Source organism: Streptosporangium sp. NPDC004631 (genome assembly GCF_053601935.1).
In genome coordinates this window covers 190967-205003 of the sequence record NZ_JBSGCR010000007.1, presented here as the reverse complement: position 1 = coordinate 205003, position 14037 = coordinate 190967, and the positions used below count along the sequence as shown (strand labels likewise).

Annotated in this window: 12 protein-coding genes; all 12 read right to left on the bottom strand. The window is 69.8% G+C overall.

All coding sequences use genetic code 11. The features are described 5' to 3' along the window. Positions 1–22 precede the first annotated feature (22 nt). Positions 23–1291 (bottom strand): MFS transporter, encoded by a 1269-nt coding sequence (locus tag ACWEF2_RS10065; RefSeq protein ID WP_453813702.1) that lies wholly within the window; start codon positions 1289–1291, stop codon positions 23–25. Positions 1292–1418: 127 nt separating this feature from the next. Beyond that, complete coding sequence (locus ACWEF2_RS10060) at positions 1419–3017, bottom strand: hypothetical protein (RefSeq protein ID WP_453813700.1); 1599 nt, start codon at positions 3015–3017, stop codon at positions 1419–1421. Between the two features lie 195 nt (positions 3018–3212). After that, on the bottom strand, positions 3213–4364 hold the full coding sequence (locus ACWEF2_RS10055) for an ABC transporter ATP-binding protein (RefSeq protein ID WP_453813698.1): 1152 nt from the start codon (positions 4362–4364) through the stop codon (positions 3213–3215). Beyond that, the gene (locus tag ACWEF2_RS10050; protein ID WP_453813696.1) at positions 4361–5161 is read right to left on the bottom strand and encodes an ABC transporter permease; all 801 of its coding nucleotides are present in this window, start codon (positions 5159–5161) and stop codon (positions 4361–4363) included. Before ACWEF2_RS10050 ends, ACWEF2_RS10055 begins: the two co-directional genes overlap by 4 nt. Further along, positions 5158–6066: an ABC transporter permease gene (locus ACWEF2_RS10045; RefSeq protein WP_453813694.1), complete on the bottom strand. Its 909-nt coding sequence runs from the start codon at positions 6064–6066 to the stop codon at positions 5158–5160. The genes ACWEF2_RS10050 and ACWEF2_RS10045 overlap by 4 nt, the downstream gene beginning before the upstream one ends. A gap of 101 nt (positions 6067–6167) precedes the next feature. Beyond that, positions 6168–7220 (bottom strand): extracellular solute-binding protein, encoded by a 1053-nt coding sequence (locus ACWEF2_RS10040; protein ID WP_453813692.1) that lies wholly within the window; start codon positions 7218–7220, stop codon positions 6168–6170. Between the two features lie 167 nt (positions 7221–7387). Beyond that, positions 7388–8875, bottom strand: a complete 1488-nt coding sequence (locus ACWEF2_RS10035; protein ID WP_453813690.1) for an aminobutyraldehyde dehydrogenase — start codon at positions 8873–8875, stop codon at positions 7388–7390. Beyond that, a complete protein-coding gene (locus tag ACWEF2_RS10030) occupies positions 8872–10482 on the bottom strand; it encodes a thiamine pyrophosphate-binding protein (RefSeq protein ID WP_453813688.1) in 1611 nt (536 codons plus the stop codon). Before ACWEF2_RS10030 ends, ACWEF2_RS10035 begins: the two co-directional genes overlap by 4 nt. A gap of 520 nt (positions 10483–11002) precedes the next feature. Further along, on the bottom strand, positions 11003–11554 hold the full coding sequence (locus ACWEF2_RS10025; RefSeq protein ID WP_453813686.1) for a hypothetical protein: 552 nt from the start codon (positions 11552–11554) through the stop codon (positions 11003–11005). 38 nt (positions 11555–11592) lie between these two features. Then, the gene (locus ACWEF2_RS10020) at positions 11593–12345 is read right to left on the bottom strand and encodes a lysophospholipid acyltransferase family protein (RefSeq protein ID WP_453813684.1); all 753 of its coding nucleotides are present in this window, start codon (positions 12343–12345) and stop codon (positions 11593–11595) included. Positions 12346–12711: 366 nt separating this feature from the next. Next, positions 12712–12894, bottom strand: a complete 183-nt coding sequence (locus ACWEF2_RS10015; RefSeq protein ID WP_453813682.1) for a hypothetical protein — start codon at positions 12892–12894, stop codon at positions 12712–12714. A 641-nt stretch (positions 12895–13535) separates the two neighbouring features. Continuing rightward, positions 13536–13790, bottom strand: coding sequence for a Smr/MutS family protein (locus ACWEF2_RS10010; RefSeq protein ID WP_355590427.1), 255 nt, complete (start codon positions 13788–13790; stop codon positions 13536–13538). Positions 13791–14037: the final 247 nt, after the last annotated feature.

Below are 14037 nucleotides of genomic sequence, written 5' to 3'. Positions count from 1 at the left end.
CGCCCGTCACGGCTCACGGAGATCATCTCCCGTTCCCCGTCCGGCGGTCCGGCCTCCGCGCGCCGCTCACCCCGAGCCCGCCCCGTCGTGACGGAGGGCAGGTCGCGGTGAGCACAAGCACTCTCGCGCCCAGCAGCAGAGACACCCCGGCCCCGAAGAGAAAGACACTGCCCGGCCCAAGAAGGTCGAAGACGAGCCCGAACCCGACCGGCAGCACGGACGAGCCGATGGAGTTCGCGTAGTTCGTCGCGGTCAGCCGGAGCGCGGTGCCGCCGTCGCCGCCGGAGGTCGCCAAGATGTTCGTCGAACCGATCCCCATGCTGATCGCCAGACCGTGCAGCACCGCCCCGGCGACCACACCGGCGAGGGTGCCTCCCGCGACGCCGACGACGAGCAGACCGGCGACCGCGCACGCGCCGGACAGCAGGACGACCCCCCGCAGGCCGAGGATTCCGGCGACCGCGCGGAACCACGGCCCGGTCACCACCGAGGTCAGGTCGCGGCAGAGCAGCAGGATGAGCAGCCAGGCGGCCAGCTCGCCAGTGGGCACGTCCAGCGTGATCGGATAGAAGGCGTTCCCGAGGATGACCAGAATGTTGAGGTTGAGGTTGATCAGTGATGAGGCCCGCAGCGCCTTCTCCCGGCGCAGCATGCCCAGCGATTCCCGGTAGCTCGCCCGAGCCGGGACGGCGACGCCGACATCGCGATCGGCGCGGCCGTGGACTCCCCAGGCCAGCACCGCGAAGACCAGCGCCAGAACCGCCATCAGCAGGAAGCCCGCCGACCACCCTCGCCAGAGCACGACCAGCGCGGTGAGCAGCGCGGCCAGCGCGGACGCGAGCCGTTGGGCCGCGCCGTTGAACCCCTGGGTCCGATAGGGGTCGCCGGACCGCGCGACGACACCGAGCGTGACGATCACCACCGTGCCCCGGGCCAGTCCGTACCCGAGGATGGGCAGCGACCAGAGCCAGATCGGGGCGCCCGCCACCACCGCCGCGAGCATCGCGGCGGCGGCTGCCACCGCGAGCCCGCCGACGACCAGGACCCTTGCCCGGCCCCGGCTGTCACCCAGGGCCGCGGCCGGTGGCGCCACGAGCAGTCCCGTGCTCTGCGAAACGGCGATGAACACACCGACCAGCAGGCCAGAAGCCACACCGGCGGCCTGCAGGGTCACCGGTAACAGAGTCTGGAACATCGCCTCGGTGGTGAAAAGGAGCACGACCATCAGCAGCGCGCGCACCACCATGCCCGGCTCGCCCGCGCCCACCGGTTCCGGACCGCGTGACCGCACGCCAGGCCCTCCCTCGTCCTCCCCTTCCCCCGTACCGGCCGGTGCGGGACCGTCCGACGGCACGCCGGGCCGCGGGTGGGCGGCCCGGCGTGGAAGATCGCCGGTCATCGGAGACCTGGAGCCGTCCTCACAGTGTCTCGCCGAAGTAGGTGGTCGTCGGGAGCTGCCATTCGTACCCTCTCGCCGTCTGGACGTACTCGGGCCACGGCAGCTCGACGGGCGGCGCGAAGTCCCTCGGCAGCAGCGGCTCCAGATAACCGGTGGGGGCGGCCTCGCGGTTGCGTTCGAACTCCTCCGTGGCCCGGCGGAGCAGCGCGCCGTCCTCGATGAGCCGCAGCGCGGTGGCCGCGATCACGCCTCCCGCGTAGGCCCAGGTCGGGTCGATCGCGGCGGGCAGGCCGTTGAGCGCGTTGTTGGCCCAGTGGTTCATGTCGTCCCCGCACGCGTTCAGCAGCGGCTTGGCGGTGAAGAACCGGACGGTCGGGGCGTGCCACGTGAACTCGGTGTAGTCGTCGGCCCCGGTGCAGTCCTGCCACGGCGGCAGGGTGGCCCGGGTGACGGCGTCCTGCTCCCGGGGAGGCACCACCCGCCTGATGTGCGGCTGGAAGGGGTCGTCGCTCCGCTCCAGGCCCAGTGCGGTTTCGAGCTCCCCGCCGAACCGGTACGCCTCGGCGCCGAACTCGGCGGGGCCGAGCTCCAGGAGGTTGGCGTAGGTCGCCTCGGACATCACGTGGTTCTTCAGACCCGGCCGGGTACGGGTCACCCACCTCAGCGATACCTGGCAGTTGGTCAACCCCGCGACGTGCCCGGCGTTCCGCTTCAGCACCTCCAGGATCTGCTCCTGGATTCCGAGCGCCGGTGAACGCCAGCTGAACTGGATCTGGGTGATCCGCGGGGGCAGGTTGTCCGCCGTGGCGTTGCCCGCCCCGAGGATGGCCTCGTTCATCGACCACAGCCCGGTACGCGGGAACATGTTCTCCTTGGAGTACTTGGTCGCGGTGAGCATGAGGCCGAGAGCGTCGATCGCACCGGGTGAACGCACCACGTTGTGCGCGCCCAGCCCGGCCCCGGCCAGGGCCTCACCGCTGACCCAGGGCTGGACGGGCTCCGCCGACTGCGCCTCGAAGCACTGGAAGGTGATCACGGCCGACCAGTAGAGGCAGTTCTGGATGTCCCACAGCGCGGTGTTCTCCACCAGCGGGTGGTAGCTGATGGCCGCGTCGAGCACGTCGTAGTAGCCCTTGGCCGCGTGCACCGCCTTGGAGCCGCACACCTTCTCGGCGGGCTCGCCGAAGAGGTGGATCCGGCCGGTGCCGCCGGCGCGTTCGATCGCGCGTTTGGTGGCGATGGCGCCGGCCAGCGCGCCGACCCCCAGCGCGCAGTGCGCGTCGGTGAAACCGGGCGCCCACGGGTGGAGGTCGGGACGTGGCCGGCGGTAGGGCACCGTGTCCTGGGAGTATCCGGGCGAGGCGTCGTATTCGGCGTACATGCCGATCGCCGGGCCCGTGTCGCCCCAGCGGGCGTGGAAGGCCGTCGGCATGTCGCCCGACCCCTCCTCGACCTCGAACCCCTCCGCGCGCAGCAGTTCGACGTATGCCGCGGCCGAGCGGTACTCGCGCCACGCGGGTTCGGCGTACGACCAGATGCGCCGGTGGAAGTCCGACAGGTCCCTACGCGCCTTGCCGACTTCCTCGACTCCGCTGCGCTGCAGATCACTCAGTCCCATTGGTGTCCTCTTTCCGATGACGGGGTTCGACTGACAAGGCTCCGCCGACGGTTTTCCGGCGGGCGGATTTCTGATGGGCAGGCCTGTGACGGGCATGCCTGTGACGGGCAGGGCGGAGCGGGCCCGCCGGGTTCGTCCCGCCGGTACCTGCCGGCCACGCCGGGCCGTTCGCTGGAGGGGCCGCCGGCCCGGCGGCTACCGGTCTGCCGGAATCGCCACTCCCGCCGTTTCGTTCCAGGTCAGGATGACTCTGTCGCCGACCTCGCAAGGCGGTCGTTCCGCGCCGTCGCAGCGGACGATGAGTTCGGTGCCGACGGCTCCATCGATGACGATCTTGTATGAGTCCCCGGCGTAGACGCACGCGGTGACCTCGCCCGGCATGAACGATTCCCCGTCCGGGGTGTCGGAACCGGCCCGGCCGATCCGCACGGCGGACGGGCGGACCGCCACGATGGCCTCCCGCCACCGCCCGCCGCCGTCGGGGGCGCCGGACGGGACGACGACCCGCCCGTGGGGCAGATCGAGGATCGGCCGCCCGTCCTCGACGCGCACGGGGCCGCGGAACATGTTGGACTCGCCCAGGAACCTGGCCACGATCTCGCTGTTGGGCCGCGTGTACAGCTCGGCCGGTGTGCCGAACTGCACCAGCCGCCCCTTGGCCAGGAGCGCTATGCGATCACTCATGGTGAGGGCCTCCTCCTGATCGTGGGTCACGTTGACGACGGTGAGACCGAGCTCGCGGCTGAGCCGCCGGATCTCCAACTGCATCGCCTCGCGCAGCCTGCGGTCGAGCGCGCCGAGCGGCTCGTCCATGAGCAGCAGCCGGGGCCTGCCCACAACGGCCCGGGCCAGGGCGACCCGTTGCTGCTGGCCCCCCGAAAGCTCGCGGGGCAGCCTGCGCTCGAACCCGTCGAGGTGGACCGCCTCCAGTGCCTCCTTGACGAGCGCGGGCCTGGCGTGGCGCGCCACCCTACGCATCTCCAGGGGAAACGCGACGTTCTTGGCGACCGACATGTGCGGAAAGAGGGCGTAGTTCTGGAAGACCATGCCGATGTGCCGACGGTGCACCGGTACCTGGGAGATGTCCTCCCCATCCAGCACGACCCGTCCGGAGGTCGCCTCGACGAACCCGGCGATGACGCGCAGCAGCGTCGTCTTGCCCGAGCCCGAGGCGCCCAGCAGGGTGACGAACTGGCCGGCTTCGATGTCCAGCGACACTCCTGCGACAGCCGCGGTGTCCGCATATCGCTTCACTATGTGCTCAAGCCGGACACTCGCCCCCGGTACGGGGGCGGTCGCGCCCGCGCGACCCGCGGCGAACCGCGAGCGCACCTTGGTTCCGATCATGACTTCCTCCACAGGATCCGGATCTTCCGGCGAATCACCGGCCCCAGCAGGATGAGCGCCGCCATCACCAGCGAGACGGCGGTGACCAGGGTCGCCACGGCCGAGATGGAGGGCTCGACGCCCGAGCGCACCTGCCCCCACATGACGACCGGCAGCGTCCGGAATTCGGGTGTGTTCAGAAACAGCGCGACGACGACCTCGTCCCAGGAGGAGACGAAGGCCAGCACACCGCCGACGAGGGCCGCCGGGGCGATCAGCGGGACGGTGATCCGCAGCAGGGTCCTGGTCTCACCGGCCCCGCACACCCGCGCGGCCTCCTCAACGTGCCGATCCACCCCTTTCAGCGCGGCCAGCACGTTGACGAAGACGAACGGCAGGCCCAGTACGGCGTGCGCGACGGCCAGGCCGGCCACCCCGCCCGAGATGCCGATCGTCACGTACACGAGGTAGAAGCCGATGCCCGCGACCACCAGTGGGATCATCATCGGCAGCACCGCCAGAGCCGTGACGAACCCGGGTGGGATACCTCTGCCCCGTCCCGCGGCGAAAGCCAGGGAACTGCCGGCCAGCATGGCGATCACCGCGGCCAGCAGGCCGACCTGAAGGCTGTTCGCGAACGCGTCCAGCCACTCGGGGTCGGCGAGGACCTCCCCGAACCAGCGCAGCGACAGGCCGTTCGGCGGGAAGACCACCATCGTGCCCGAGGTGAACGAGGTCGCGACGACGACGAGGGTGGGCGCGATGAACAGCAGCGCCATCAGGCACGCGAACAGCCGGACCGCGATGCCCGCCTTCATTTCCGGCGCCCTTCGCCGACGCCGAGAATCCTCGCCAGGCCGACGAAACGCGAGGTGATCCCGAGGACGACGAGTACCACGGCGAACAGCAGGACGGCCATGGCCGCGCCGACCCCGGGTTTGAGGAACTCCTCGACCTGCAGGACGATCGCCTGGCCGATGTAGATGTTCTGGGCGCCCCCGAGCATCTGCGGCGTGATGTAGAAGCCCAGGGCGAGCACGAAGACCAGCACGCTCCCGGCGACCGCCCCGGGCAGCGAGAGCGGCCACGTCACCCGCCAGAACGTCTGCCACGGGCGGGCGCCCATGCCCCGGGCGGCGCGTTCCACGTCCGGGTCGATGGCGCGCAGTTGCGCGTACAACGCGAGGACCGTGTACGGGAGGAGGACGTGTACCATCCCGACGTATACCGCGAACTTCGTCCTGATCATGTGGATCGGTTCGTCGACGACGCCGAGCCAGTCGATCAGCGCCTTGTTCAGCACGCCGGTGTCGTTCAGCAGGATCTGCCAGGAGTAGGTACGCACCAGAAGGCTCGTCCAGAAGGCCAGCATGAGCGCCACCAGCAGCCCGGTGCGCAGGACCCGGCCGGAGCGCGCCATGGCGTAGGCGTACGGGTAGCCGAGCAGCAGGCAGAGCCCCGTGACGACCAGCGCCATCTGGACCGTGTTCCAGACCGACTGGCGGTAGATCCCGCTGTCGAAGATCGCCGAGTAGTTCGCCGGGGAGGGGTCTGTCAGGCTCTTGACGACGATGACCACGACCGGCACGCCGAAGGCGAGAAGCACGAAGATCAGGCCCGGCAGCCCCACCGCGCTCCAGTAGTCGGACCTTACGGGCCATGTCCGCCTCCGGCGCCCAGCCGGTGCGGCCGCCGGAGGCGGGAGTTCGGTGGTTGCGCTCACCGTTCACAGCTCCTTGGTCTCGCGGGCTCCGCGGAGCCCCGGGCTGTCGTGGGGATCCCCGTGGTCACCGGATCCGGTGACCACGGGAAGGTCGGGCACGGTCAAGACGACAACCACAGCGAGGTCTGCTCGATGGTCCGCTCGCGGTTGGGGGTCCACCAGCCGGGGTCGGGCACGATGGGGGCGTCGGTGCCGCCCAGCACGTGGCCGGACGGCGCGGCCGCCGCGTACTTCCCGGCGGCGGAGGCCTTCGGATTGGCCGGGCCGTACGGGATGAAGTCGGTGATCCTGCCGTTGTTCTCGCCGGCTGCGATGTGCGCGATGAGTTTCATCGCGTTGTCCTTGTTGGGCGCGCCCTTGGGCACGAACAGGTAGTCGCAGTAGAAGATCTGCTGCGACCAGATGTTGTCGATCGGCCTGCCCTCGCCCTTGGCGATTTCGACCCGGCCGTTGTAGCAGTTGCCCATGACCGCCTCGCCGGAGGAGACGAGATTGATGCACTCCGACGCGTCCTTGAAGACGATGAAATCCTTCTTGACGGGTTCCATCAGCTTCAGGGCCTTGCCGACGTCGAGCGGATAGAGCTTGTCGCGCGGGGTGCCGTTGGCCAGCAACGCGGCCTCAAGAATGCCCTGCATTCCGTTGGTACCGTCGATGGCCCTCTTTCCGGGGAACTTCGCCGTGTCGAAGTAGTCGGCGAAACTGGCCGGAGGCGTCTTGATCTTCTCGGTGTTGTAGGCCAGGGCGATCGAGAAGACGAAGAACGGGACGCCCTGCTTCTTGACCTCGAACGGTCCACCCGCGAACTCGCCGCAGGGCACGATCTCGCAGTCGATGTCCTCCAGTCGCGGATTATCGTCAAGGCCGAAATCCACGCCACCTTGCGCGACGTCCCAGGTGACTTTTTTGGCGTCCACCATCTGGTGGATCTTGGCATAGGTGACCGGGTCGTCCTGGACCACCTTGACGCCGTTCGCCGAGGCGAAGGGCTCCAGCCACGCCTGGCTGATGCCCTTCTGGCCCGACCCGCCGTATCCGGCGTAGGTGACGCTGCCCTTGCCGTCCGAGGAGGTACCGCCGGCTCCGCCACAGGCGGTCACGGTGAGAGAGAGCACCAGCACGGGTACTCCCCACACCAGACGTGGTATTTTCACTTTTCTTCCCTTCACGCATTCAAGGACGATGAACATCGATTCGCCGACGCCCTGCCGCTCGACCCCCTCGTTCGATCGGTACGGCTCATGCGAAGGTGCGGGCCTCCCAAATGCCGGGGCATTTCGGGGGGTGGATTCCGGCAGCGGGCGCCGGAACGTGACTCCTCCTAGCGTTCTCCGGTGAAACTCATGACGTGTTTGATGCGTGTGTAGTCGTCGAGCCCGTAGGCGGAAAGGTCTTTTCCGTAGCCGGAGTTCTTGAAGCCGCCGTGCGGCATCTCCGAGACCATGGTCATGTGGCTGTTGATCCATACGGCCCCGAAGTCCATCCGGGCCGCGGCCCGCAGGGCGCGGGCGTGGTCACGGGTCCACACGCTGGCCGCCAGGCCGTACGGGGTGTCGTTGGCCAGCCCGACGGCCTCGTCCTCGGAGTCGAAGCGCTGCACGGTGATCACCGGGCCGAAGACCTCCTCGCGCACCACCTCGTCGTCCTGGCGCAGGCCGCAGACCACCGTGGGGGCGAAGAAGTAACCGGCTCCGTCCAGCCGACGGCCGCCGGTGGTGACGCGCGCGTGACCGGGCAGCCTTTCGACCAGACCCGCCACCCGGCCGAGCTGCCCGGGGTTGTTGAGCGGCCCGAACGCCGCCGCCGGGTCGGCGGGCGGCCCCGGACGCAGAGCGGTCGCGGCCGCGGTGAGCGCCTCGACGAACGTGTCGTGCACGTCCGCGTGCACCAGCACCCGGGCCGCGGCCGTACAGTCCTGACCCGCGTTGGCGTATCCGGCCTGCGCGATCAACCGTGCCGCCCACTCGACCTCGGCATCGGGAAAGACCAGGACCGGCGCGTTGCCGCCGAGCTCCAGGTGGAGCCGTTTGAGCCCGGCGGCCGCCGCCTGGGCCACCTCGACGCCGGCCCGTACCGACCCGGTGATCGAGACCATCTGCGGGATGGGGTGGGCGACCAGCTCGCGGCCGGTCTCGCGATCACCGCAGACCAGGTTGAACACGCCGGGAGGCAGGACCTCCGCGGCGAGCTCCGCCAGCAGGGCCGAGCTCAGCGGCGTGGTGTCGCTCGGCTTGAGCACCACGGTGTTACCGGCCGCCAGCGCTGGAGCGATCTTCCACGCCGCCATCATCAGCGGGTAGTTCCACGGCGTCACCTGAGCACACACCCCGACGGGCTCGCGGCGGATCATCGAGGTGTGGTCGGCCGTGTACTCACCCGCCGACCGGCCTTCCAGCAACCGGGCGGCACCCGCGTAGAAACGCAGCACGTCGACGACCGCGGCGACCTCCTCGTTCACCGCCGCGACCGGCTTGCCGGTGTTACGGACCTCGGCCTCCGCCAGCTCGGCGGCGTGGTCTCCCACCTCGTCGGCCAGCTTCAGCAGCCGATCCTGCCGATCGGCGGGCGTGGTACGCCGCCAGGTCGCGAACGCCCGCTCCGCCGCGCGGCAGGCCGCGTCCACATCGGCGCCCGACGAACACGGCGCGGTGGCCACGACCTCCTCGGTGGCGGGGTCGACGATGTCGCCGGTACGCCCGCCGGCGGCGTCGCACGCGCGCCCGCCGATCAGGTTCCGGACCCGGCGAACGGCCGCCGACCGCCCGGTCCGGCCCCCTTCGTGGTCTGTGGCCCGTCGTCCGCCGGTCATGCGCCGACCTCACAGACGATCAGGGTCGGCCGGTCCGCGCCCAGTGCCGCGGCCGCCTGTTTGGCGGCCTCGGTCTCGTCGGCCGCCCGGACTCCGCGTACGCCCATCGACTCGGCCAGGCGCACGAAGTCCGGGCGGGTGAGATCGACGGCGTACGGCGCGATGGAGCGGTCGATCATGTTCTGCCGAATCTCGCCGAACCCGTGGTTGTCCAGGACGACGATCGGCAGCGCGAGGCCGAGTTCCGCCGCGGTGACCAGTTCCTGCACGCTGAACATCAGCGCACCGTCGCCGAGCAGTGCCAGCACCGGCCGCGCGCGATCGGCCAGCTTCACGCCGATCGCGGCGGGCAGGCCGTACCCGAGTGTGGAGAAACCGGCCGGCACCAGGTAGCGCCGCGGCTCGGCGAACCGCCAGAACGGAGCCGTACCGAGGTAGGAGACCTGTGAACTGTCACCGGTCACGATCACATCGGCGGGCAGCTCCGCGCGGAGCGCCTCCTGGATCGCCCGCCAGCGTCCCCCGGCCCTCATCGCCTGGGCCAGGCAGTTCGTCCGCGCGGCCCCTGCCCGTCGCGCACCCTCACCCCCGGCGGGGTTGACCGAGGTCACCGGTCCGGTCAGGCCCGCCAGCAGCGCCTTCAGGGTCAACCGGGCATCGGCGTGAATCGGCAGTGTGGCCCGGAGATTCCGGTGGAGCTGACCGGGGTCCACGTCCACACGAACGACCTGACCCGTGGGCGCCAGGCTGCCGTGGGGGATCTCCGCGTCGCCGAGCTCGCTGCCGACCACCAGCAGCACGTCGGCCGCCTCGACCAGGGCTTTCGCCCCCGCGTAGCCCATGAACGCGCCGACCGCCAGCGGGTGTTCCTCGTCGAGGACGCCCTTCCCCCCGATGGTGGTCACGACCGGGGCGTCCAGACGCTCGGCCAGGGCGCGCAGTGCCGCGGCCGCCGTCACCGCGCCCCCACCGGCGACGATCACCGGGGCGGACGCGGCGCCGAGCAGGGCGATCGCCGCGTCGACGGCCTCCGGCGCGGCCGCGGCCGGGCAGGCCGCCGGCCAGACGGGAGGGATCTCTCCGGACCAGGGCGTCTCCAGCACGTCGAGCGGTACCTCGATGTGCACGGGACGGGACCGCTCCACCGCCCATCGGGAGAAGGTCTCATGGATGGCGTCCACGGCCTGCCCGGGAGTGCCGGGACGCAGGCTGCGCGCCACCGCGGCGTCGACGGCGGCTCGCTGGTCCTTCATCTCGTGCAGCCATCCGAAGCCGGAACGTTCCAGCCCGGTGGGAACCCCCGGCGACAGCACGAGCATCGGAACGGAGTCCGCGTACGCCGTGGCGGCCGCGGTCATGACGTTCATGACGCCGGGACCGCTGGTGGCGACGACGACGCCGGGCCTGCCGGTGGACCGGGCGTACCCGTCGGCGGCGTATCCCGCGCCCTGCTCGTGCCGGGTGACCACGTGCTGGATCGCAGATGCGGCCATCCCCCGGTAGAACTCCAGGTTGTGCGTGCCGGGGATGCCGAAGGCCAGGCTCACACCGTTGGCCCGCAGCGCCTCGGCCATAGCGGTACCGGTCGTCCGCGTACTCTCCGCCATACCTCATCCCTCTCGTAGACGCTCACGCGACCGGTCGTGATCCGGCGGCCGGATCGCCTCCCGGCGCACGCACACGCGGGACCACGGACCGGTGGTCGCCCGCCGGTGACCCGGGCTCGATCCCGCACCTCCCCCTCACGGGATGGGGGGCGGGACAGTAACCAAGCGTTATATTCACTGTTCCTAGAGGTCGGAACTCGGTTAATTGAGGATTATGAACGTGTTACCACGTGAAATCAACACTTTCCCCAATCGAAGACAAGTGTTTATATGTGTGCGTAGAGTAGTTGCCGGTTCGCGAGAGGAGGGACCATGCCAGCAACCCGGCAATCAAGACATCATGGTCTGTAGGTCGCAGATCACACTAGATGTTTGATCCCAAGGTCAGCGGTCGCGGACACCCGGTGAGCGGGGTACGGCCCGGCCGATGGCGTGGTGGCGCGAGATCGCCGCAGGCGGCGCGGGGATACGGAGACCGGGGGTTGCGGGTCCCGAGAGGGGTCGCGAGGCCCTCAGGCCGTCACGAGGAGGCCGCGACCAGGCCGACGACGACCCCGGCGAGCGAGACCGCCGTGAGCAGGCAGCCGAAGACCACGGCGGCGCGACGCCCCCGCCGTACCCGGAAAACGTGGAGGAGCACGTAGGGCAGGAAACCGAACACCCCCACCCCCAGGAAGGGCGGCGTGAGCGCGGCGAGGAGGCCGGCGGTGCCGGCCGGGACGGCCCGGTCGCCCTCGGGGGTGAGCTGAGCGGGCCCGACGTCTCCGGCACTGGAGTCGGGTGAGGCCGCCACCGGCACCGCGTCGCCGCCGCCGTCGGGCGCGAACATGCCCCTGCAGTCGTAGCGCCCCCGGCCCAGCGACTCACACGAGACGACCGTGAGGACGCCGGGGGTGCCGATCCTCCCGGTCGCGAGCTTGAGCCCGTCCACCGAGAAGACCAGGGGCACCAGGCCCAGCCCCACCCAGCAGATCAGCAGGACCGTCATGCCGACGGGTCCGGGGGTGCGTCCGGGGCCCGGAGCCGGTACGGGCTGGAAGGCGTCGGCGAGGTTCTCCAGCGCGTCACTCATGGGCACAGCATGGACCGGGCCACTTGCGGCCCACCTGCTCACGACTTGTGACGGACCGCCCTCGCCCGCGCCTCGGCGGCCTCCAGCTCGGCGGCCTCCTCCGGGGTGGGGGCGGTGCCACCGAGGTGGCGGGGCTGCCACCAGGCACCCGGCGGGATCTCCGGATAGGTCCGCTGCGCCCGGTCCAGCAGCTCGGCCATCCGCCCGCGCAGCTCGGCGGTGACGGCGTCGTAGTCGTCGCCGCGCTTGGGGTGCAGCGGCTCGCCGACCAGGATGGTGATCGGGACGTGCCGCTGGAGGAGCCTCCTGGGACGGCCCTTGGTCCACAACCGCTGGGTGCCCCACAGGGCGACCGGAACCAGCGGCACCTTGGCGGCGACGGCCATCCGGACCGCGCCGTTCTTGATCTCCTTGATCGTGAAGGACTGGCTGATCGTGGCCTCGGCGAACACCCCCACGACCTCCCCGGCCTTGAGCGCCTTCAGCGCCGCGCCGAACGCCGAGGCGCCCGCCGCGCGATCCACCGGGATGTGGTGCATGCCGCGCATCAACGGACCGGAGATCCGATGGTCGAAGACCTCCTTCTTCGCCATGAAACGCACCAGGCGCTTGGCCGGCCGCGCGGCCAGACCGGCGAAGATGAAGTCCAGGTAGCTGATGTGGTTGCTGACCAGCACCGCTCCGCCGGTCCGCGGGATCCGGTCCGCGCCCTCAATGCGGACCTTGAGGTCCAGCGCGCGGAACAGGGTCAGCGCCGCCCCGATGACCGGGGGGTACACGATCTCAGCCATGGCTGAACCGTACCCCAGCCGCCCGTCTCCCTCAGCCCCCGCGACAGGGTCCGCCGTGCCTTCCGCCGGCCGGGACGCCGGAGGCCGCGGTCGGCGGCGCGCCGTCCGTGGAGGGCACGGCCGCGGCCGTGGTGTCGGCGACCGCGGGAACCCTCGGGATGGGTCCGGCGCATCGCCCGCGCGGACCTGCGGCCGAGAGATGAAAGGGATACGCACCCGAAGACATGAGATACGCGGGCGGAGGCGGGAAACCGTCCGCCCGAACCCGGGCACAATGGGAGATGCCACGGCTTCGGGCGGACGTCATTCACCGGAGAGGTCAATCGACCCGACATGGAGTCAGGGACCCCAGGTCAACCGACTTTCTCAGCAGGTTCCCACGCCGTCGAATCTGCGGGGTTCGATGGCCACCTTGCTCGTGAGGGTGTGACGGTCTTCTACCGTCGCACAGGCGCCGTCCGCACCGAAGGCCCAGATAATCTTCAGGCGCAGCGTATAGCCGCACTTGTTCTCGGCGTATCCGGTCTGAGTGACGATCCCTCTCTTCACCCACCCCTTCACACAGAACGGGGCCGGGCCCCGCGCACCCTGGTCACCCCCCGGAGAAGGGTCCGTCCGCACGGACGAGGAGGGGGACGAGTCTGTCGCCGCATTGGCGGGGGCTCCACCAAGAAGCCCCGCGCCCAGGGCGCCGATTGCGAGTGTTACTCCCATGAGTCTCTTCACATCCACGCACTCTACCTTTATCCGGGCTTCCACCTGACAAATATGGCTATATGCATTCCGTATGACAGGTATGTCGTCGCACCGACTCCGGGGGCCGAATGGGCGTGACGGGAAAGGATATACGGAGTGACCAGGGCGCCCAGCCGATGATTGGCGCATTTCACACCCCGAGGGGGCCCGGTCAAGGCCGACCCCGCACAGCATGGGCCGCAGGTTAATGAATCTGTCAGCCTATCCTCTTGAGGGGCCTACATGTAGATGTCTCTCAATAAACCAGAAAGTCGATTTTCAGATGTCCGGCGATCCGGGGGCCGATGACCGCCTTGGTATCGGGTCCGGCGTGGACGGTCGCGGCCTTGACGGCTCGACGGCCCGATCGACGCCTCCCGCCGGCTCACCGGCCGCCGTCCAAGGGCCGGGACGGCTCCGGCCGGCCGCCGCGGACCACCCGGGACCCGCCTCCCCTACTTGTGGCGGAAGTAGACGAACAGGCGGCCGTGGTTCTTGGAGTCCTTGTCGATGCGGTGGTAGAGGGCCTTGATCTCCTTCTGCTCCAGGAAGCGCAGGACCTTCTTCTTGAGCTGACCGGATCCCTTGCCGGGGATGATCTCGACCTCGGTGGCCTTCTTCCTGATGGCCTCGTCGATGACGCCCCGCAGCGCCTTGTCGATCTCACCGCCGCGATTGAAGATCGGGTGCAGATCCAGTTTCAACTTCACGGGCCCAACCCTCTCATTCCCCTCCCCTCGCGGGCGAGCCCCCCTCGTGGCCGGTACCCGCACGGCCGTCCGGCACGACCGGCACGACACCGGCCGTACGGTGTCGGCGGTACGGCCGGCGCCGACCTCCACGGTCCGGGCACCGGAGAGACCAGGCAATTAAATCTGACCACTTCCGACGAAAAATGTGGCAATTTCCTGATCTAGGCAAATAAAAAAGGCTTAGTTAGGCTCCCTGACATGATCG

Bases quoted from the DNA above. Each gene is read 5' to 3' on its own strand.
- ACWEF2_RS10060 (WP_453813700.1), bottom strand. From the start codon at position 3,017: ATGGGACTGAGTGATCTGCAGCGCAGCGGAGTCGAGGAAGTCGGCAAG.
- ACWEF2_RS10055 (WP_453813698.1), bottom strand. From the start codon at position 4,364: ATGATCGGAACCAAGGTGCGCTCGCGGTTCGCCGCGGGTCGCGCGGGC.
- ACWEF2_RS10050 (WP_453813696.1), bottom strand. From the start codon at position 5,161: ATGAAGGCGGGCATCGCGGTCCGGCTGTTCGCGTGCCTGATGGCGCTG.
- ACWEF2_RS10035 (WP_453813690.1), bottom strand. From the start codon at position 8,875: ATGACCGGCGGACGACGGGCCACAGACCACGAAGGGGGCCGGACCGGG.
- ACWEF2_RS10030 (WP_453813688.1), bottom strand. From the start codon at position 10,482: ATGGCGGAGAGTACGCGGACGACCGGTACCGCTATGGCCGAGGCGCTG.
- ACWEF2_RS10025 (WP_453813686.1), bottom strand. From the start codon at position 11,554: ATGAGTGACGCGCTGGAGAACCTCGCCGACGCCTTCCAGCCCGTACCG.
- ACWEF2_RS10020 (WP_453813684.1), bottom strand. From the start codon at position 12,345: ATGGCTGAGATCGTGTACCCCCCGGTCATCGGGGCGGCGCTGACCCTG.